We start from the raw sequence: 19,802 nt of genomic DNA, 5'->3' as shown, positions 1-19,802 counted from the left end.
GCGCCGCTCGTAGCGGTCACCCGGGGCGCATCTCGACCAGGCGGTCGCCACCGGGGGTGCGGTAGTACAGCACGGTACGTCCGGACCGGCGACGCCGGACGAGCTGGGCATCACGCAGGACCTTGAGGTGACCACCGACCGACCCCAGCCCGTAGCCGGTCAGGGCGACCAGTTGGGTCGGGGTCCTCGGTGCCGCGAGCTGGGTGAGGATGGTCGCCCGGACCGGGCCGAGCAGCGCGCTCAACGCCCGTGGCGGGGCGGCGACGGCCGGGTCGGCGAGCAGACCGGAACAGGGGTAGACCACCGTGTACCCGTTCGGTTCGGCCGAACCGACGCAGCCCCAGCTCGACATGCTCGGGATGAAGGAGAGTTGCGCGCCGGTGAGGTCCTGCGGCGGGAGGTCGTGCCCGTTGACCTGGAGCCGGCCGTTGCCCAGCCACCGCATACCGGGACGCATGCCGTCGATCGCGGCGCCCCACCCGCCGGAGCTGAGCTGATGGGTACGCGAGACGATGTCGGCCTCGAGCAGTCGCCGCCGCCGCGACCAGTCCGGCCGTACGGTCCGGGTCCAGACCCAGTCGAGCAGGTCGGCCGCCCGATCCGGCAGGTCGTCGCCGTGCAGTTCCACCGGTAGCGGGCTGCTCCGCTCCGAGCCGAGGTCGGCGCGGGCGACCCGGGGCGAAGTGCCCCGTACCCGGCGCAGCTCGGTCGCGAACGTGCCGTCGCTGTCGACCGGTGGCGTCACCACGAAGTCGGCCACCCAACGCGGCTGGAACACCGTCCGGACGAACGCCTCGGTGAACGGGTCGGCGGCCAGCCGGGCCAGGTAACCGGGTCGGTGGGTGTCGAGCCAGACACGCTGGGCCGGGAGGACGGGGCTGAGCCCGGCCAGTGTCTTGAGCGCCGCGACGGTCTCGACGAGGGGTGAGACGACGAACCGGCTTCGTGCGAGTACGTCCGCGTCGACGAGCCAGACACCCACGTGCGTCTCCCGTCGGGCTGGAGGTTTCGGGTACAGGTTTCGGGTACAGGCGAAAATCTAACGGTTGCCTGATCCGGCCGTCGACACTGCTGCGCGTGCGTACGTATCGGGAGTTGTTCCGGGTCCCTGAGTTCCTACCGTTGTTCCTCTCCTCCGCCACCATGGTGGCGTCGGGCACCCTGCGGGGGCTCGCGCTGGCCACCCTGGTCTACACGGCGACCGGGTCGCCGCTGCTCTCCGCGCTGAGCCTGTTCGGATCACACTTCGCCCAGGTGATCGGCGCGATGACGCTGCTATCGCTGGCGGACCGGGTACCACCCCGGGCGGGGATGGTCGCGCTCACGACGGTGCACGGACTGGGCACCCTCGCCCTCGCCCTACCGGGGATGCCGATCTGGGGCATGTTCGCGGTGATCGGTGTCCTGGGGCTGCTCGGCTCGGTCGGCAACGGGGTGCGCTGGGGGCTGCTGGGCGAGATCCTTCCGGGCGGGGACTACCTGCTCGGCCGGTCGGTGTTCAATATGTCGGTCGGGGTGATGCAGATCGGCGGCTTCGCGATCGGCGGCGTGCTGCTGACCTTCACCAGTTCCCGCCGGGTGCTGGTGCTCGCCACGGTGCTCTGTCTCGCCGCCGCACTGCTCAACCGGTTCGGGCTGGTCGGCCGCCCGCCCAGGGCTGCGGGCCGAGTGTCGGTGGGTACGACCTGGCGGGTGAACGCGTGGCTGTGGTCGGCACCCGGGCGCCGCTTCGCCTACCTGGCGGCCTGGGTGCCCAATGGGCTCGTGGTCGGCAACGAGGCCCTCTTTGTCGCGTACCGGCCGGACTCCGCCGCCGTGCTGTTCGTCTGCGGTGCGCTGGGCATGCTGGTCGGCGACACCGCGATGGGGCGGTTCGTCCGTCCGGAGTGGCGGGAGGGACTGCTCACGCCGGTGCAACTGCTGCTCGGCGTACCGTACCTGATCTTCGCGCTCTCCCCCGCGTTGCCGCTGGCCGCGGTCGCGGTCGCCGCCGCCTCCGCCGGATTCAGCGGCAGCCTGCTGCTGCAACAGCGCATCGTCGACCTGACCCCGGAGGAGATGCGCGGTCAGGCGCTCGGGCTGCACTCGGCCGGGATGTTCACCATGCAGGCGGTGGGGGCGTCGCTGGCCGGGCTCGTGGCGGAGTGGATGCCGACCGCCGGTGCGATGGTGGTGATGGGACTGCTCTCCGTCGCCGTCACCCTGTCGCTGCGACCGGGTCTGCGGGCGACCCGGTCGGCGTCGGTCGACGCAGCGCCCGGGCGGCGGCGGTCTTGACCGCGAGGGTGAGCGCGTTGAGGACGGCCGAGTCCAGGCGCCAGTGCTGCCAGTAGAGCGGCACGTCCAGGTGGCGACCGGGAGCGATGTCCGCGAGGCGACCGGCGGCGATGTCGTCGCGGGCGATCTGCTCGGGCACCAGGCCCCAACCGAGCCCGAGCCGGACCGCCTCGACAAAACCCCAGGCCGACGGTACGTAATGCAGCGGCGGGTCGAGCCGGCGCTTCGTGATCGTGGCGAGGAAACGGTGTTGCAGGGTGTCCTTGCGGTCCAGCACGATCATCGGGGCGGCGCTGAACCCGTCCGACGTCGGACCGTCTCCGAAGTGCCGGGCGGCGAGCCGGGGCTCGGCGACCGCCAGGTACCGCATCGCACCGAGCCGTTCGACCCGGCACCCCTGCACCGGTACGTTCTGCGCGGTCACCGCCGCCATCACCGAACCGTCACGGAGCAACTCGGCGGTGTGGTCCTGGTCGTCCTGCCGCAGGTCGAAGGTGACGGCGAGGTGCGCCGGCAGGTCGGTCAGGGCGGTGAGGAACCAGGTGGCGAGCGAATCCGCGTTGACCACCACCGCGACGCTGGTCCACGCCTGTCCACCGGAGAGCGGTCCTCGGGCGGCCCGCAGCGCCTCGTGTTCGAGGAGCGCGACCTGACCGGCGAGCCGGAGCAGCGCCTGCCCGGCCTCGGTCGCCTCGCACGGTTTCGTGCGGCGGACCAGCACCTGCCCGACGACCTGTTCGAGCGCCTTGATCCGCTGGCTGACCGCCGACGAGGTCACGTGCAGGGTGCGGGCGGCGGCCTCGAAGCTGCCCTCGTTGACGACGGCGGCGAACGTGGTGAGCTGTACCGAGTCGAGCGACACCTGAGAAATCCTAATCAAGCGTAAGAATCATTAGCTGGAGTACGGCACCCGACCGCCCTAGCGTCGACGCATGCCCTCCCCCACCGGAACGACGTCGTGATCACCTCCGCCCTCGCCGGCTTCTCCGTCTCCATCGCCCTGATCGTCGCCATCGGCGCGCAGAACGCCTTTGTCCTGCGCCAGGGACTGCGTCGCGAACACGTACTGCCGGTGGTCGTGGTCTGCGCCACCTCGGACGCGCTGCTGATCGCGGTCGGCATCGCGGGGCTCGGCGCGGCCGTCGCCGGCAACGCCCTCCTGCTCGACGCGATCCGCTACGGCGGCGCCGCGTTCCTGCTCGGCTACGCCACACTCGCCGCCCGCCGGGTGGTACGCCCGGCCGCGCTCACCCCGACCGAACGGCCACCGGCCGCCCTCGGCGCGACCCTGCTGACCTGCCTCGCGATCACCTACCTCAACCCGCACGTCTACCTCGACACGGTGCTGCTCCTCGGCGCCGTCGCGCACCAGCACGAACACCGCTGGTTCTTCGGCGCCGGGGCCGTACTGGCCAGCGCGGTCTGGTTCGGCGCGCTCGGCGCCGGGGCCGGACGGCTGGCACCGCTGCTGGCCCGGCCGGTCGCCTGGCGGGTGCTCGACGCCCTGATCGCCCTGGTGATGACGGGACTCGCGGTCGCCCTGCTGCTCGGCTGAGCGGCGAGCGGCCCCGCGTCGACCGGCGGCCCGCTTGGGGGTGAAAGATACGCTGCTTGCTCCGGCACGGTGGACGCCCCGCGCTCCGGTGGTGCCCCAGGGCAGCGGGTCGGCGAAGGGAGACCGGGTGAACCGGGCTCGTCTGTGGTTGCGGGTCGGCGACCGGGTACGCCGCCAGCGACGGGCCTACACCCGCGGCGGCCTGCTCCTGCTCGTCTCCGTCGTCATGCTGGTCTGGGCCTGGCGGACCGACGGCTTCGCCAGTGACCTGCTGCTCAACCTCGGTGCCAGTGTGGTGCTGGCGGCCATCTCGTACGTCATCTTCGACCCGCTGTTCGAGGAGGCCCGCAAGGCACGGGTGCAGGAGCACGTCAGCTTCGACCAGCGGGCCTTCATCGAGGTGCTGGCACGCACCGGCCGGCGGGTACGCATCCTCGACACCTGGACGATCCTGCTGGAGGTGCGTCACCGGGAGCAGACGCTGCGGGCGATCCACGCGGCCCTGGAACAGGGCGCCCAGGTACAGGTGCTGTTGCTCGACCCCGACTGTGCGGCGGCCCAGCAGCGTACCGACGAGTTGGAGAAGCAGCGGGTCGACGTACCCCGGCAGATCAAGGAGAACCTGCGGCACCTGTACGCGTTCTGGTCCGCACTCGACGTCCAGCTACGGTCCCGGATGCAGGTCCACGTCTACGACGCCTCCCCGTCCATCCAGCTCTACCAGTGGGACGGGCAGGCCCTCATCTCGTTCTTCCCGATCGGGAAGCTCTCCTTCAACGTGCCGCAGCTCGAAGTCGACATGGCGAGCCCCTGGGGCGAGTTCGTGCACGCCCGGTTCGAGGAACTGTGGGGTCACCACCAGGCCACCCTGACCCTGGACAGGTACTGGTCCGCACCGGCGACGCTGCACCACGCCGACACCGACATGGCCCGGGACCGGGTCCCGTACGTGGTGGTCGACGGCCACCACTACGTGGACTGCCGCTCGTTCCGGCTGACCCACGACGTGGTCGGCGCGGTCACCCTCATCACCCACCTTCCGTCGAGAGCGACCGGAGCGGGACCCGCCACGTTCACCGTCGCCGAGCCCGCCGACGACGACCCGACGCCGCCGCGAATGATCCGGCAGCGCTTCCAGGACAAGTACGGCACCGACCCGGACCAGCGCATGATCCTCCGCCTGGTACCGGTCAACGCCGACGGTTCGCCGGGTCCGGCGTAACGGACCTGCTCCACAGCATCAGATCACTGCTCGTGGCGACGGCCAAGGTACGCCCCGACGGAGAGAAACCCACAGCGCGCAGTTCGGAGTAGTCGGCGTGAAAGATGTGCCACCACTTCTCACCCACCGGCCCACGACACAGTCCACCATCCGTCGAAAGCACGACTCGATGATTCGGCCAGTCCGGGCTGACCACGTCAACCGTCCAGCCGTCCTCGGCCGTGGTATGCAGGCCCCCACCAAAAAGACCCGCGATCCGCACCCGCGTCCCGGCGATCGGTCCCAGACCTGGACAGGTGAGGTCGGGAGCCGCGTCCGGGTAGGCCGACTCCGAATCCGGCGCGCGGTCCCTGGCTATCCTGGCTCCGGTCCGGGCGTGCAGCAGGCCGTGACCGTCGTGGGACACGACCAGAACAAGGTCATCGCCCGCGGGATCCACGGCAAAGCCGATCCCGACAAGACCTCCGACCGGCACCGGCCGGTCGAGTACGGGCCGCCAGGCACCCGGCGGAGGCATCACCGGAGCGGAGAGGAAGCGTTCACGCAGTTCCCGCTGGTATTCCGTCAGCATCCGTCAACACCACGCTCGCCGAAGAGCGCCCACAGTCGGGGGTGCCGGCGGGACACGTCCTCGGTGTTCAGCAGGCGCCACTCGATGTCGTCGGGGCCTGGATCCATACGCGGGCGTACGCCACGCTCGTCGGTCAACACGTCGCGGATGTCGCCATCGATGTCGTCGCGCTGGTTGCCAATCTCCCAGGCGACATACTCCAGCGATTCCCAGCTCGGATAATCGTCGTCCGGCCACGGCCTCGGCAGGGCGGCGATCCGCCGTACCTCCGGCGCGGTGGCGAGGCTGTCGGGGTCGGCGATCGCGGCCTCATAGACGTCTCGGCCGAGACCGACAAGCCACATCTGGAAGTAGTGGAAGGAGTCGGTACCGCAGCCCTCGCCCATGATGATGTCGGCCGCACGCCACAAGCGGTACGTGTTGGCCGGTTCACGGGTCCCGGAGAGGTGCTGCACGAAGTCGAGCAGATGAGGACGGGGGGCACGCCACAGGCGCTGCCGCAGGAACGCCTCACGCTCCTTCCGCTTCGCCCCAGCAGAACGTGATGCCTCGAGGAGAAACCAGAACTCGTCCACGTTCACCGCGACAGCCTAGATCGTCACCGTGGGGCCAGAAGCAGCCGGCGCGGTGGGCGCTGCACGACATCCTGCGTCGGCTACTCGGCCCGGGCAATCGCTCGTTCGCGGCCGATGCCCGCCGAGGCTCGCCCGCCGGCGTGAGGTGGTCGCGGTCGATTCGATCGTAATTCCGCCCGGAGGACCCTTTTGCCGGGTAGCTTTGGTGAGGACGATCGGTGCCGCCAGCACGGATCAACGACGTGCAGCGGCCTCCATCCTCCACCGAGTCGGGCGACGCTTCGCCCTGCCCGTGGACCGTTGGCGAATCACAGTGCCTGGGGCGCGCGACCTAGCCGCGCACAACCGGCTCGATGTTCGTCGGCGAGGCCGCCGGGATGACGAGGCTGCCGCGATGACATGGAAAGGCCCACTGGCCGGTCATTACCCCGCCGTGGCGGCGATGGTCGTCACGGCGCTGGTCCCGTACCTGGTGATCTCGGTGGCGTTGGACCCGCTCATGCCGATCATCTCGCGCGAACTCGGCATGAGCGAGTCGGAGACAAACCTGGGGGTGGGCCTGGCCAACGCCGGGTACGCGCTCGGCACGGTGCTCTCCGTACAGGCCGCGCAGCACCTGCCCCAGCGCCGGATGCTGGTCATCTACGCGACTTTCCTCGTGGTCGGCTCGGTGTTCGCGGCGGCGGCGACCGAACCGGTGCTGTTCATCGTCGGGCACATACTCCAGGGCCTGTGCACCAGTCTCCTGCTGATCGCCGCGGTGCCTCCGCTGGTCACCGGGTTTCCCCCGTCCAAGCTCACCCCGACGGCGGTGATCCTGAACCTGTCGATCTTCGGAGGGGTCGCGCTGGGCCCGCTGATCGCCGGCATCCAGATCGAGGCGAACAACTGGCGACCGCTGTTCTGGGTGATCGCGGCGATCGCCATCGTCGCGCTGCTGTTGTCGGTGCTGACTTTCCGCGACATACCACCGGCCGACCTCACGGCCACGCGTTCCCCGGTCGCCGTCACGCTGGCCACCGCCGGCTGCGTGGCCGCGTTCTACGGAGCCTCCCAGTTCCTGCCCAACCGGTCTCTCGACGCCGGTACGCTGGCACCGCTGGCCGCCGGCTTGGCGCTGATCGTCATCCTCCTGGTCCAGCAGTACAACGCCAAGCGCCCGCTACTGATCCTGCGTCCCCTCACCAGCACGATGCCGGTGGTGGGGATCGTGGTGGCCATGTCGGCGGCCGCGAGTTCCGTGCCGGCGATCGTGTTGACCGGCGTCGCGCTCCGGGACCGGTACTCCCCCCTCGACCTGGGACTGCTCTACCTGCCCGAGTTCGGTGGGGCGGTGGTCGCGGCGATCGTGTTCTCGAGGCTGTTCACCACCCGGGCGCTGCATTATTTCGCGCTGGTGGGGATGCTCTGCCTCATCTCCGGTATCGCGCTCGTCGCGGCCAGCGTCCCACCCTCCACCATCCGTACGCTGATCGCGACGGGGCTGATCGGCATCGGTGTCGGCGCCTCGGTCACCCCGGCACTGTTCATCGCCGGCTTCTCACTGCGCAACAACGCCCTTCAGCGGGTCTTCGCGATCGTCGAGCTGCTGCGGGCGGTGGCGGCGTTCATGATCGCGCCGATTCTGCTCTACATCGCCGCGACGGTCAGCGATGTTCCAGCAGAAGGTATCCAGGTGGCCCTCTGGATCTGCCTCGGTGTGTCCGCTGGCGGAACACTGCTGGCGATCGCGCTGTACGTGCTGGGCGGCGTCCGCCCGCCATCCCCCGCACTGCAACGCTGGTTCAGCGGGGAACCGGGGTGGGACTCGCCACCACTGCTCGCCGCGATCCGCCGCCGCGCCCCCCGGCCCGAGCCACCGGCCACCCCGGGCACCTAACGCAGCGACCACTCCCCGTACGTCAGGCCACATCGGCCACAGCAGCAGTCCGGATCGGTCTCGGGTGGCCAGTCATGGTCCAGAGAGGACTCGCCGTTTTCTGGCACACACGAATCCACCTGCCGACCACCGGACCACGCACCGCTCGAACTGTCGTCGCCGGCCACAGGGATGTCGTACGGAGTGCCCGCGTCGTCGGTCGTGGCATGCTCCAATCACCCGTGATGGGGCGATGCCGACCCGTCGAACGGCGGCCCGCAGATGAACCTCCGTCCATAATGCACCCACCCCCCGTCGTGATCCAAACACAACGAGTAACCCTTCCCGCCCGCCACCATCCGCGATCTAGGGCATATTTCCCCTGCAAAGCCCGCAAGGCGCGTTGATTTCCCCTAGATCGACGCGTGGTCAGGAGGTCAGGGCGGTGATGAGGTTGCGGATCTGGGTGGGGTCGGTGGACTCGTGGCGGGCCACGTGGAGGGGGGCACGGAGGTGGACCTCGCGGGCCCGGGTACGGGCGACCACCTCGCGTACGTTATGGGCGCGGACGCCGCCTCCGGCGATGACCCGCAGCCGGCCCGCGGCCTGTTCGGTCAACGCGGCGAGGCGGTCGGCACCGCCCAGCGCGGTGGGTGCCGCGCCGGAGGTGAGAACCGCGTCGGCGCCGAGCGCGATGATCTCCTCCAACGCCCCGAACTGGTCGGCTACCTCGTCGAACGCCTTGTGCACGGTCACCGGCAGCGGTCCCGCCGCGTCGACGAGTCGCCGCAGCAGGGGCAGGTCGAGGTCGCCCTGTTCGGTCAGCGCGCCGACGACCACCCCGAGGGCCAGGTCGTGCGGATTGGGCAGGGCCCGCAGTGCCGCGATGTCGGCGAGCATGACCTGCTCCTCGGCCTCGCTGACCCGGAAGTCGCCACCGCGCGGGCGGACCATCACCCGTACGCCGACCCGGTGCAGCGTGCGCAGGGCCACCGCGACCGCACCGATGCTGGGGGTGGTGCCGCCCTGTCCGAGGTCCGCACAGAGCTCCACCCGGTCGGCACCGGCGCCCTCGGCCACCAGCGCGCTGGGTACGTCCCCGACGCAGATCTCCACCGTCGTCGGTCTTTCGGCGGAAGCCGGACCCTCGGTGGGACTCATCCGGCGGCCCCGGTCCGGACGGTCACCGGGGTCGGCTCCGGGCGCAGCGGGAAGTGGCAGGCCACCCGGTGCAGGTCACCGGCGAGCGGGGGCTCCGTCTCGCAGATCTGCTGGGCGAGGGGGCAGCGGGTCCGGAACCGGCAGCCGGTGGGCGGGTTGACCGCGCTGGGCAGTTCGCCCCGGATGGTGACGCTGTCCCGGGCCGCCGCCGGGCCGGGGGTCGCGGTGGGTACGGCGTCCACCAGTGCCTGGGTGTACGGGTGGCGGGCGGCTCGTACCACGTCGTGGGCCGGTCCGACCTCGACGAGTTTGCCGAGGTACATGACCCCGATCCGGTCGGCCATGTAGTCGACCACGGAGAGGTTGTGGCTGATGAAGACGTACGCCAGGCCCAGCTCGCGTTGCAGGTCCCGCATCAGGTTGAGCACCTGGGCCTGGATCGAGACGTCCAGGGCGCTGACCGGCTCGTCGCCGACGATCAGGCGGGGTTGCAGGGCCAGCGACCGGGCCAGCCCGATCCGTTGCAGTTGTCCGCCGGAGAACTCGTGCGGGTAACGCTCCAGCACCCGCCGGGAGAGTCCGACCTGGTCGAGCAGGTGGGAGACCCGGGTCCGGCGGGCCGCGCCGTCGCCGACCCGTTGGATCTCCAGGGGTTCGGTGAGGATGGCGTCGACCCGCATGCGCGGGTTCATCGCGGCGTAGCTGTCCTGGAACATCAACTGGACCTGCCGGTGCATCCGTCGGCGTTCGCGCCGGTCGAGGCCGGCGATGTCGGTGCCGTCGAGGACGATCTGCCCGTCGCTGGGTTGCTCCAGGCCGACCATCAGCCGCCCGATGGTGGACTTGCCGCAGCCGGACTCGCCCACCAGCCCGAACGTCTCGCCGGGCCGGACGTCGAACGATACCCCGGCCACCGCGCTGACCTGGCCGGTGACCCGCCGCAGCAGGCCGCCGCCGGTCGCCTCGTAGTTCTTGACCAGCCCCCGGATCGACAGCAGCGGCTCCGGTGCAGGGACAGGGGCCGCGGGAGCGGAGGCGACAGGGACAGGGGCCGCGGGAGCGGAGGCGGCGGGGACGCGGGCGGCGGGTACGGTCACCTGCACCGTGACCGGGGCCGAGGGCGGGGCCGGGTGCAGGCAGGCGTGCTGGTGCGGGTCGTCGGTGAGTCGTACGTCGGTGGCGCGGCACTCCGGGGTGACGAACCGGCAGCGGGGGGCGAACCGGCACCCGGTCAGTGGTCGGGACAGGTCCGGCGGCAGGCCGGGGATGCTGTAGAGCCGCTCGCTGCTGTTGTCGTCACGCATCGCCGACTCCGGCAGCGCTTCGAGCAGTGCCTCGGTGTAGCGGTGCCGGGGTGAGCGGAAGAGTTCGGCGGTGGCGGCCGTCTCGACCACCCGGCCGGCGTACATCACCGCGACCCGGTCGGCGCGGCCGGCGATCACCCCCAGGTCGTGCGTGACCAGGATGACCGCCATGCCGAACTCGTCGCGCAGGTCGTCGATGAGTTCGAGGATCTGCCGCTGGGTGGTGACGTCCAGCGCGGTGGTCGGCTCGTCGGCGATGAGCAGACGCGGCGAGCAGACGAGCGCCATCGCGATGGCCACCCGCTGGCGCATGCCGCCGGAGAGCTCGTGCGGGTAGTTGTCCACGATCCGGTCCGGGCGGGGCATGCCGACCCGGCGCAGCATCTCGATGGTCCGGGTACGCGCCTCGGCCTTGCCGACGCCCTGGTGGACCCGGAGCGGCTCGGCGACCTGGGTGCCGATCCGCATCGTCGGGTTGAGGCTGGTGAGCGGGTCCTGGAAGACCATGCCCATCCGGACGCCCCGGATCCGCCGTACCTCGTCGGGTGGGAGGGCCAGCAGGTCACGGCCCTCGAAGAGGATCTGGCCACGGACCACCTCGCCGCCCGCCGGCAGCAGTCCCATCACCGACAGCGCGGTCATGGTCTTGCCACTGCCCGACTCGCCGACGATGCCGAGGGTCTCGCCCGGCCGGATCTCCAGGTTGACATCGTCGAGGGCGTGTACGGTGCCGCGACGCAGCGCGATGTCGGTGTCGACGTGGCGCAGCCGCAGCAGTGGCTCGCCGGGCCCCTCGGCGGGGTCGTCGGGGCGGCGGACGGACGGATCGGTCTGTGCGCTCATATTCCTGCTCCTGCTAACGCCGCCGGAGGCGGACCTCGAAGGCGTCCCTGAGCCCGTCGCCGATGAAGTTGAAGGCGAGGACGATGAGGATGATGGCGATTCCGGGCGGGTACAGCAGCCACCAGTGGCCGCTGTAGGTGTCGGCGAGGCCGTCGGAGAGCATGCCGCCCCAGTTGGCCGCCGGTGGCGGGACGCCGAGGCCGAGGAAGGACAGGTAGGCGACGTAGAGGATGGCGTCGGCGACCTGGAAGGTGGCGTTGACGATGACGGTGCCGATGGCGTTCGGCACGATGTGCCGGCGTACCGCCCGGCCGCCGCCACCACCCATGGCCCGCATCGCCTGGATGTACTCCCGGGAGCGCAGGCTCAGTGCCTCGCCCCGGACCAGCCGGGCCGGTCCCAGCCAGGCGAAGGCGCCGATGATGACGATCAGCATCGGCACGCTCGGGGTGACGATGGCGGCCAGGAGCATGAACAGGAACAGAGCCGGGATCGACATCATCGCGTCGACCACCCGCATCATCGCCGCGTCGACCCAGCCACCGGCGAAGCCGGCGACGGCGCCCCAGATCGTGCCGAGCGCGGTGGCGAGGATACCGGCCGCCAGCCCGACGATGATGGAGGTCTGCCCGCCGAGCATGAGCCGGCCGAGCTGGTCGTAGCCGACGCCGTCGGTGCCGAGCGGGTGCCCGGCGGTGCCGGGTGCCAGGTGTACGGCGGCGAGGTCGGTGTGCACCTGGTCGGTGCGGTGCAGCAGCGGGCCGAGGAAGCAGATCGCGGCGAGCGCGACGAAGAGCCCGAGCCCGACCAGGGCCAGCCGGTTCTCGCAGAAGACGGCCACGCCCTGGCGCCAGAGTCCGCGTACGGGCGCGTCGTCGGCGTCGACGGGTGCGGGTACGACCGGTTCGGGGGTGCCGGGCGTCTCGTCCAGGGTCGTCACGACGCCCTCCCTCGAAGTCGGACCCGGGGGTCGACGGCGGCGTAGAGCAGGTCGGCGAGGAGCGCGCCGACCACGGTGGCGACCGAGATGATCAGGGTGACCCCGAGCAGGATCGGGAAGTCGCGCTTGAGTGCCGCCTGCCAGAACAGTTGCCCCATGCCGGGGAAGTTGAACAGCGACTCCACCACCAGCGCGCCGCTGAACAGCGCGGGCAGGTACATGCCGAGCAGGGTGATGACCGGGAAGAGCCCGTTGCGCAGGGTGTGCAGGACGACCACCCGCCGCTCGGAGAGGCCCTTGCTGCGCGCGGTGCGTACGTAGTTCTCGTTGAGGTTGTCGACCATCGAGGAGCGTACGTAGCGCGAGTAGACGGCGATGGTGACGATGGCCAGGGTGACGGTGGGCAGGACCAGCCCGGCCGGGTCGGCGAGCACCTCGCCCAGGGTGTAGCCCTGCGGCGCCTCGGGCGGCAGGATCGGCCAGACCTGCGAGAACAGGATGATCATCATCAGGCCGAGAAAGAAGATCGGGGTGGCGTACGCGAGCAGCGACAGTGACGTGATCGCGTAGTCGGGCCACCGGTTGCGGCGTACCGCCTGGATGACGCCGAGCGGGATGGCCACCACGACGGCGAGCAGGGTCGACAGCAGCGAGAGCACCATGGTCTTCGGTATCCGCTGGGCGATCGCCTCGGTGACGGACTGGTTGAGCTGGAACGAGTAGCCCAGGTCGCCGTGGAGCAGCCGCTGGACGTACATCGCGTACTGCTCGATCCAGGACCGGTCGTAGCCGTTCTCGTGGTCGAAGGCCGCGAGTTGCGCGAGCGTCGCCTCCTTGCCCAGCGTCGCCCGCGCCACCCCGCCGGGCAGCAGGTGCAGGATGATGAAAGTGATCACCGTGACGAGCACGACGACAACGAGGGCCTGGCCCAGGCGTGTGACGAGGTACCTGACCACCGGCTACTCCCTCCCTGGTCGGGGCTCCGGCGGCGCGGGGGCGCCGCCGGAGCCGGGACGGTCAGTGACTCAGTTCTTCCAGGACCAGTCCTGGAAGAACATGTTGTTCATCGGGTCCTGCGGCTCGACCCCCTGCAGGCCGGACCGGTAGGCCGAGATCTGGAAGACCGGGTTGGGCAGCCAGAGCACCGGCAGGTCCTTGGCCAGCAGGTCGTTGTACGCCTTGAGCGCGCTGTCGTCGGCGGAGAACTGGGTCGCCTCGATTAGCTTGTCCGCCTCGGGGTTGCTGTAGCTGCCGAGGTTGACCGGGGCGCCGGTGGCGAAGAGCCGCTCGCCGCTGGCGAAGGCCGGGTAGTACCAGCTTCCCTGCGAGCCGAAGAAGGACATGTCCCAGGTGCAGGTCGCGTCGGTCGGCTTGCAGGCCGGGGTGACCGCGACCGAGTCCGGCACCTCCTTGATCGTCAGGTCGATGCCGACCTTCGACATCTGCGACTTGATCTCGGCGAACATCTTGGTGGTCGCGGCGAAGCCGGTCTGGCTGACCACGGTCAGTGCCAGCGGGGTGCCGGCGGCGATCCCGTCACCGCACTGGTCGGCACCGGTGCCGGCGTTCTGGCAGGTGGTCTTCCCGTCCGGGGTGATCTTCCAACCGTGGCTCTCCAGCAGTTGCCGGGCTTTGGCCGGGTCGAACGAGTAGACGCAGCCGGCGCCGCCGTCGGTGCCGGGCTTGGGCGGCACCGGGCCGCAGGTCGGTGAGGCCATGCCGGACCAGATCACCTTGCTGATGCTCGGCTGGTCGACCAGCATCTGCATCGCCTGGCGCAGGTACGGCTGCTTGAACAGCGCGCCGGTCTTCGGGTTGTTGTAGTTGAGCTGGAGGTAGGTGATCGACCAGCCGTACCAGGGCGAGACCCGGTAGTCCTTGGACTCGAGGTAGCTCTGCTGGGAGAGGTTGGACGCCGGTACGTAGCCGTAGTCGATCTCGCCCGCGCGCAGCACGTTGAACTCGGCGTCGTCGCTGGTGAACGGCCGCAGCACCACCTTCGACAGCTTCGGCTTGTCGGTGCCGGAGTAGTTCGGCTGGGCGGTGAGGACAACCTCGCCGTTGGGCACGTACCTGTCCAGCTTCCAGGCGCCACTGTTGACCTTCCAGAGGTCGTTGGTGGCGTACGTCTTGGGGTCCTTCGCCGCCTCGGTGAGGAAGGCGAACACCTTCTGCGCGCCGGCCGGCGTGGTGGAGAGGTCGGACGGCTGCGCGGTGGCGGAGTCCTTGTCCCAGGCGTGCTGCGGCATCGGCACGATGCGGTTGAGCTGGTTACCCACGAACCAGGCGGTGTTGTACGCCTGCGTCGTCGTGAGCGAGAAGGTCTTGTCGTCCTTGACCGCGAACTCGGCGATGTTGTCCGGGAAGCCACCGGCCCGGTACGACGCCCACTTGTCCTTGTTCGCCGACACCAGGTCGTACCAGAACCGCACGTCGCGGGTGGTCACCGGCTTGCCGTCGGACCAGGTGTTCTCCTTCAGCGTGATGGTCATGGTCTTGCCACCGTTGCTGACCTGCGGCGGTTGGGCCATCGACCGGTCCGGGTCGATGTTGTCCGTGGCCGTTCCGTCCAGCTTGTACTCGTACAGGTGCCGGTACTGGGCCGCGCCGAAGATCGCGTTCTCGCCCTGGGTGAACCCCGGCGCGGAGATCGGCAGGATCCAGTTCGGGGTACGGAAGGCGACGGTGACCGTGTCCTTGCCCTGGCTCCCGCCCTGGCCATCCTTGGACGAACCGCCGCCGGTGCAGCCGGCCGTTCCCAACCCGATGACGATCACACTGGCCACGGCCACGGTGTCGCGCAGGGTACGCCGGTGGAATCTGCGTCTCATGGGTCTCCTCGATTGATGGCACGGGCCCCGCGTCGTCGGCGCTAGGGGGGTGGTGCCGGCCGCATGGTGCTCATCGAGCGCTCAATGCGGAGAATGTATAGCGGGTAAAGTTTCACGTCAACGAAATTAACCTCCTTTCTTCGGGGACTTCTGTCAAGCTACGATCGAAGTCGGCGAAGCATCTTCCGATACTCTTCGCGTGGCGCGCCCAGCCACCGCTGACCCCGTACCAGCAGGGGCGCCGGAAGATCCGCCCGGAAAAGGAGAGGTATGTCCGACCCGTCGATCTCCGCCACCCTGCGCGAGCAGACCATCAGCCTGCTCGCCAGTGGTGCGGCAACCTCCCGCGCCGATCTGGTCGAGGCGCTGCGGGTCGCCCCCTCGACCGTCACCAGCGTGGTGCGGCGCCTGCTCGAAGAGGGCGCCGTCCTGGAGGAGGGGGTGGGCCGGTCGACCGGTGGACGACGGCCGAGAATCCTGCGCCTGCGCGAGACCGAGGGCGTCTACGCCGTCTCCGAACTCGGCGGCCAGCACGCCCGGGTCGGCCTCTGCTCGCCGGACGGACGGTTGCTCGCGACCGAGGAGGTCGCCATCGACATCGCCGCCGGCCCGACGGAGGTGTTCGACACCGTCGCCCGGACGTTCACCCGGCTCCAGGCCACCACAACGCCCGGTCAGGCACTGCTCGGCATCGGCGTCGCCCTGCCCGGCCCGGTCGAGTTCCCCCGGGGACGGTTGGTCGGCCCGGCCCGCATGCCCGGCTGGAGCGGCGTCGACGCGCAGGCCGACCTGACCCGACGCTTCGAGGTCCCGGTGGTCGTCGACAACGACGCCAAGGCGGCCGCGATCGGCGAGTACACCACCCGGGGCCGCGACACCGACGACATGATCTACGTCAAGGCCGGCACCGGCATCGGCGGCTGCCTGGTCAGCGACGGCCAGATCTACCGGGGCGGGCGGGGACTCAGCGGCGACGTGACCCACGTACGCGTCGCCGACAGCGGCGAACGCCACTGCTCCTGCGGCAACCGTGGCTGCCTGGAGACCGTCGCCAGCGGCGCCGCCCTGGCCCACCAGTTGACCGAGCGCGGGCTGCCCACGAGCGGCACCCGCGACGTCATCGCCGCGGTGGAGAACGCCGAACCGACCGCGGTGACCACCGTACGCCGGGCCGGCGGAATGGTCGGGGTGGCCCTCTCCGGCCTGGTCAACTTCCTCAACCCGGACGCCGTCGTGATCGGCGGCGCGCTGTCCAGTCTCGACGTGTACGTGGCCGCGGCCCGGGGGGTGCTCTACGAACGCTGCCTACCTTCCATGACCCAGTCACTCTCCATCGACGCCAGCATCGCCGGCCCGGACGCCGCCCTGGTCGGCCTCGGACACCTGCTGCGTACGGCCGTCGACGCCCGACCCTCCTGAGGAGCCCCGACCAGTGCCCCGTCCCCTCCGCATCGCCATCTGCGGCCTGCACATCGAGTCCAGCACCTTCACGCCCCACCTGAGCACGGCCGACGACTTCGAGGTCACCCGTGGGGACGCGCTGCTGGCCCGCTACGACTGGCTCTCCCCCGGAAAGCCCTGGGCGGCCGACGTCGAGTGGATACCCGTCCTGCACGCGCGCGCCCTGCCCGGCGGCGCCGTCGACGCCGCCACGTACGACAACTGGTCCGCCGAGATCGTGGACGGGTTGGCCCGCAGCGGTCCGCTGGACGGCGTGCTGCTCGATATCCACGGCGCGATGAGCGTGGTCGGACGCGACGACGCCGAAGGGGACCTGATCGACGCCGTCCGGGCGGTGATCGGGCCGGAGCCGTTCGTCTCCGCCGCGATGGACCTGCACGGCAACGTCTCCCCCACCCTGTTCCACGGCTGTGACCTGCTCACCTGTTACCGCACCGCGCCGCACGTCGACGTCTGGGAGACCCGCGAGCGGGCGGCCCGCAACCTGGTCGACGCGCTGCGCCGGGGGCAGCGGCCGGACAAGGCGCTGGTGGACGTACCGATCCTGCTGCCCGGCGAGATGACCAGCACCCGGGTCGAGCCCGCCCGGGGCCTGTACGAGGGGATCACCGAGGTCGAGGCCCGTGACGGGGTGATCGACGCGGCGATCTGGATCGGCTTCGCCTGGGCCGACCAGCCCCGCTGCCGCGCCGCCGTGGTGGTCACCGGCACCAGCGCCGAGGCGGCCCAGCAGGCAGCCCGTGACCTCGGTGAACGTTTCTGGGCCGCCCGGGACGAGTTCGCGTTCGTCGCGCCCACCGGCACCATGGACGAGTGCCTCGACGCGGCCCTGGTCGCGGTGGCCGACCCCGCCCGACGCCCGTTCTTCGTCAGCGACTCCGGGGACAACCCGGGGGCCGGCGGCGCCGACGACGTCACCTTCGCCCTCGACCGGATGCTGGCCCGGCCCGAGATCCGGGACGGCTCGGTCCGGGCGGTGTACGCGTCACTGGTCGACCCGCGGGCCGTGGCGCAGGTCGCCGACCAGCCGATCGGCGCACCGGTCGACCTGCGGGTCGGCGGCCGGATCGACCCGCGCGACCCGGGACCGCTGCCGGTCCGGGGGACGCTGGAGGCGGTCGCCGAGGACCCCGACGGCGGACGCTGCGTGAGCGTACGGGTCGGCGGGCTGAGCATCCTGCTCACCTCCCGCCGGATGCAGTACCGCCTGCTGGAGTCGTACGCCCGGCTGGGCATCGCGGTCGACTCGGTCGACCTGGTGGTGGTGAAGATCGGCTACCTGGAGCCCGAGCTGTTCGACGCGGCCGGTGACTGGCTGCTCGCGCTGACCCCCGGCGGCGTCGACCAGGACCTCGGGCGGTTGCCGTACCGGAACCTGGTCCGGCCGATCTTCCCGCTGGACCGGGACTTCACCGCCGACCTCGTCGTGGTGACCGGGTGATCGCGTGAATCCGGACAACGGCTCCGCCGACCGGTGTGTGCTCGCGGTCGACGTGGGCGGCACCACCATGAAGGGATCGGTGGTCGCCGACGACGGCCGGATCCTGCACTCGCTGGTCGTACCGTCGCGGGTGGCGGCCGGCACCGAACCGGTCGACGCGGTCCGGGCCCTCTGCCTACGGCTGCGGGACGACGCGGTGGCGCTCGGCGGCACACCCGCCGGCATCGGGGTGGTCACCCCGGGCATCGTCGACGAGGCCGCCGGGGTGGTGCGGTACGCCTCGAACATCAGGTTCCGCGACGTGCCGCTACGGGACCTGGTCGCGGGTGACCTCGGCCTGCCGGTGGCGATCGGTCACGACGCGCGGGCGGCCGGCGTCGCCGAGGCGGTCGCCGGTGCCGGTCGCGGTCTGGAGAACTTCCTGCTCCTGCCGCTCGGTACGGGGATCGCCGCCACGGTGGTGCTGAACGGCGAGGCGGTTCCCGGCGCCACCTGGTCGGCCGGGGAGGTCGGCCACACACCGGTGCATCCCGGTGGCGAGCAGTGCGGTTGCGGGCAGCGCGGCTGCCTCGAGGTGTACGCGTCGGCCGGTGGCATCGCTCGCCGCTACGCCCGGTTGGGCGGCGTGCCGGGGCTGGACAGCCGGGCGATCGCCCAGGCCACCTCGACCGACCCGATCGCCCGTTCGGTGTGGGACACCGCCACCGACGCGCTGGGGATCGCCCTGACCACGCTCACGTTGACCCTCGACCCGGCCTGCATCATCCTCGGCGGTGGGCTGGCCGAGGCCGGCGCGCAACTGCTCGACCCGGTACGCGAGACCATGCGCGCGTCGCTGGCCTGGCGGTCCGCGCCGGAGCTGCGTACCTCGGTCTTCGGTGCCCTGGCCGCGCAGGTGGGTGCCGCCGTGCTGGCCCGCCGCGCGGCCGGTCTGGCCACACCCGACGGTTGGGGCGCACCGGTAACGCGATAGCCGACGAGGGCCCACCCCGGCCCGGAACCGATCCATCCACGGTGATGTACGGACTAGTACGTTCGTTATCCTGGAGCGGACAGCCGGGGCGGGCACCAGCGACGCGCCGGCACCGGACGACCCGAGAAGAGGCTCCATGACCGGGCAGGCGCCAGCGCGAGCCGAGGTCGACCGCCGACGGGACGCGGAGCGCACCAGGGCCGACATCCTCGACGTGGCCACCGAGGAGTTCGCCAACCGGGGGTACGGCGGGGCGCGGGTGGACGAGATCGCGGCCCGGACCCGCACCACGAAACGGATGATCTACTACTACTTCGGCGGCAAGGAGCAGCTCTACCTCGCCGTTCTCGAACGCGCGTACGCCGAGATCCGGGCGGCCGAACGCGGCGTCGAGGTCGACCAGCTCGACCCGGTCGCGGCCATCCGCCGGATCGCGGACGTGACCTTCGACCACCACGAGGCGCACCCGGCCTTCATCAAGCTGGTCGGCGTCGAGAACGCGCAGCAGGCCGCGCACATGACCCACGTCGCCCGGCTGGTCGACCTGAACAGTTCCGCGGTCGACGTGCTGCGCGGCGTGCTGGCCCGGGGACGGCGCGAGGGCACCTTCCGCGACGACGTCGACGCCCTCGACATCCACATGATGATCAGCGCCTTCTGCTTCTTCCGGGTGGCCAACCGGCACACCTTCAACGCGCTGTTCGACCGCGACCTGCTCGACCCGGGCTCCCGCGCGCACTACCGGACCATGCTCGCCGAGATGGTTGTCGGCTACCTCGGTCGACGTTGA

Annotated in this window: 17 protein-coding genes; 8 read left to right on the top strand and 9 right to left on the bottom strand. The window is 70.6% G+C overall.

The features are described from left to right. Nucleotides 1–16: 16 nt before the first annotated feature. A complete protein-coding gene (locus tag ACI2K4_RS01655; protein ID WP_404507936.1) occupies nt 17–982 on the bottom strand; it encodes an ArsR/SmtB family transcription factor in 966 nt (321 codons plus the stop codon). A 95-nt stretch (nt 983–1,077) separates the two neighbouring features. On the opposite strand from ACI2K4_RS01655, the gene ACI2K4_RS01650 reads away from it, so the two are divergent. Further along, nucleotides 1,078–2,277, top strand: a complete 1,200-nt coding sequence (locus ACI2K4_RS01650) for an MFS transporter (protein ID WP_404507934.1) — start codon at nt 1,078–1,080, stop codon at nt 2,275–2,277. On the opposite strand, the gene ACI2K4_RS01645 is transcribed toward ACI2K4_RS01650, so the two are convergent. Continuing rightward, the gene (locus tag ACI2K4_RS01645) at nt 2,198–3,139 is read right to left on the bottom strand and encodes a LysR family transcriptional regulator ArgP (protein WP_404507933.1); all 942 of its coding nucleotides are present in this window, start codon (nt 3,137–3,139) and stop codon (nt 2,198–2,200) included. The genes ACI2K4_RS01650 and ACI2K4_RS01645 overlap by 80 nt on opposite strands. 96 nt (nt 3,140–3,235) lie before the next feature. Here ACI2K4_RS01645 and ACI2K4_RS01640 point away from each other — a divergent pair, with 96 nt between their 5' ends. Then, nucleotides 3,236–3,832, top strand: a complete 597-nt coding sequence (locus ACI2K4_RS01640; RefSeq protein ID WP_404507931.1) for a LysE/ArgO family amino acid transporter — start codon at nt 3,236–3,238, stop codon at nt 3,830–3,832. A gap of 127 nt (nt 3,833–3,959) precedes the next feature. After that, a complete protein-coding gene (locus tag ACI2K4_RS01635) occupies nt 3,960–5,054 on the top strand; it encodes a DUF5919 domain-containing protein (RefSeq protein ID WP_404507930.1) in 1,095 nt (364 codons plus the stop codon). Here the strand turns inward: ACI2K4_RS01635 and ACI2K4_RS01630 are convergent. Both ACI2K4_RS01630 and ACI2K4_RS01625 read right to left on the bottom strand, forming a co-directional pair. Beyond that, nucleotides 5,023–5,625, bottom strand: a complete 603-nt coding sequence (locus tag ACI2K4_RS01630; RefSeq protein ID WP_404507928.1) for a hypothetical protein — start codon at nt 5,623–5,625, stop codon at nt 5,023–5,025. The two genes, ACI2K4_RS01635 and ACI2K4_RS01630, sit on opposite strands and share 32 nt — an antisense overlap. Next, a complete protein-coding gene (locus ACI2K4_RS01625) occupies nt 5,619–6,206 on the bottom strand; it encodes a DUF4240 domain-containing protein (RefSeq protein ID WP_404507927.1) in 588 nt (195 codons plus the stop codon). Before ACI2K4_RS01625 ends, ACI2K4_RS01630 begins: the two co-directional genes overlap by 7 nt. A 388-nt stretch (nt 6,207–6,594) precedes the next feature. Here ACI2K4_RS01625 and ACI2K4_RS01620 point away from each other — a divergent pair, with 388 nt between their 5' ends. Beyond that, nucleotides 6,595–8,079, top strand: coding sequence for an MFS transporter (locus ACI2K4_RS01620; protein ID WP_404507926.1), 1,485 nt, complete (start codon nt 6,595–6,597; stop codon nt 8,077–8,079). A 408-nt stretch (nt 8,080–8,487) separates the two neighbouring features. Here ACI2K4_RS01620 and ACI2K4_RS01615 read toward each other — a convergent pair whose 3' ends face one another. The 5 genes from ACI2K4_RS01615 to ACI2K4_RS01595 form a co-directional block, all read right to left on the bottom strand. Then, nucleotides 8,488–9,219 (bottom strand): copper homeostasis protein CutC, encoded by a 732-nt coding sequence (locus ACI2K4_RS01615; protein ID WP_404507925.1) that lies wholly within the window; start codon nt 9,217–9,219, stop codon nt 8,488–8,490. Further along, the gene (locus ACI2K4_RS01610; RefSeq protein ID WP_404507923.1) at nt 9,216–11,366 is read right to left on the bottom strand and encodes a dipeptide ABC transporter ATP-binding protein; all 2,151 of its coding nucleotides are present in this window, start codon (nt 11,364–11,366) and stop codon (nt 9,216–9,218) included. Before ACI2K4_RS01610 ends, ACI2K4_RS01615 begins: the two co-directional genes overlap by 4 nt. 13 nt (nt 11,367–11,379) lie before the next feature. Beyond that, on the bottom strand, nt 11,380–12,306 hold the full coding sequence (locus ACI2K4_RS01605) for an ABC transporter permease (protein ID WP_404507921.1): 927 nt from the start codon (nt 12,304–12,306) through the stop codon (nt 11,380–11,382). Further along, nucleotides 12,303–13,262, bottom strand: coding sequence for an ABC transporter permease (locus tag ACI2K4_RS01600; RefSeq protein WP_404507919.1), 960 nt, complete (start codon nt 13,260–13,262; stop codon nt 12,303–12,305). The genes ACI2K4_RS01605 and ACI2K4_RS01600 overlap by 4 nt, the downstream gene beginning before the upstream one ends. Before the next feature lie 69 nt (nt 13,263–13,331). After that, nucleotides 13,332–15,137, bottom strand: a complete 1,806-nt coding sequence (locus ACI2K4_RS01595) for a peptide ABC transporter substrate-binding protein (protein ID WP_404507918.1) — start codon at nt 15,135–15,137, stop codon at nt 13,332–13,334. Between the two features lie 270 nt (nt 15,138–15,407). On the opposite strand from ACI2K4_RS01595, the gene ACI2K4_RS01590 reads away from it, so the two are divergent. The 4 genes from ACI2K4_RS01590 (at nt 15,408) to ACI2K4_RS01575 (ending at nt 19,802) form a co-directional block, all read left to right on the top strand. After that, a complete protein-coding gene (locus tag ACI2K4_RS01590) occupies nt 15,408–16,556 on the top strand; it encodes an ROK family protein (RefSeq protein WP_404507916.1) in 1,149 nt (382 codons plus the stop codon). Nucleotides 16,557–16,569: 13 nt separating this feature from the next. Continuing rightward, complete coding sequence (locus tag ACI2K4_RS01585; RefSeq protein ID WP_404507915.1) at nt 16,570–18,039, top strand: M81 family metallopeptidase; 1,470 nt, start codon at nt 16,570–16,572, stop codon at nt 18,037–18,039. 4 nt (nt 18,040–18,043) lie between these two features. Beyond that, nucleotides 18,044–19,012, top strand: coding sequence for an ROK family protein (locus tag ACI2K4_RS01580; protein ID WP_404507913.1), 969 nt, complete (start codon nt 18,044–18,046; stop codon nt 19,010–19,012). A 136-nt stretch (nt 19,013–19,148) separates the two neighbouring features. Further along, complete coding sequence (locus ACI2K4_RS01575; protein WP_404507912.1) at nt 19,149–19,802, top strand: TetR/AcrR family transcriptional regulator; 654 nt, start codon at nt 19,149–19,151, stop codon at nt 19,800–19,802.

Source organism: Micromonospora sp. NPDC050397, assembly GCF_044901685.1.
GTDB lineage: Bacteria > Actinomycetota > Actinomycetes > Mycobacteriales > Micromonosporaceae > Micromonospora_G.
Note: the sequence above shows the minus strand (reverse complement) of the source record. Positions and strands in the feature narration are given on the sequence as shown.

Coding starts and splice junctions, on each gene's coding strand:
- ACI2K4_RS01575 (WP_404507912.1), top strand. CDS start 19,149: ATGACCGGGCAGGCGCCAGCGCGAGCCGAGGTCGACCGCCGACGGGAC.
- ACI2K4_RS01595 (WP_404507918.1), bottom strand. CDS start 15,137: ATGAGACGCAGATTCCACCGGCGTACCCTGCGCGACACCGTGGCCGTG.
- ACI2K4_RS01630 (WP_404507928.1), bottom strand. CDS start 5,625: ATGCTGACGGAATACCAGCGGGAACTGCGTGAACGCTTCCTCTCCGCT.
- ACI2K4_RS01590 (WP_404507916.1), top strand. CDS start 15,408: ATGTCCGACCCGTCGATCTCCGCCACCCTGCGCGAGCAGACCATCAGC.
- ACI2K4_RS01620 (WP_404507926.1), top strand. CDS start 6,595: ATGACATGGAAAGGCCCACTGGCCGGTCATTACCCCGCCGTGGCGGCG.
- ACI2K4_RS01610 (WP_404507923.1), bottom strand. CDS start 11,366: ATGAGCGCACAGACCGATCCGTCCGTCCGCCGCCCCGACGACCCCGCC.
- ACI2K4_RS01615 (WP_404507925.1), bottom strand. CDS start 9,219: ATGAGTCCCACCGAGGGTCCGGCTTCCGCCGAAAGACCGACGACGGTG.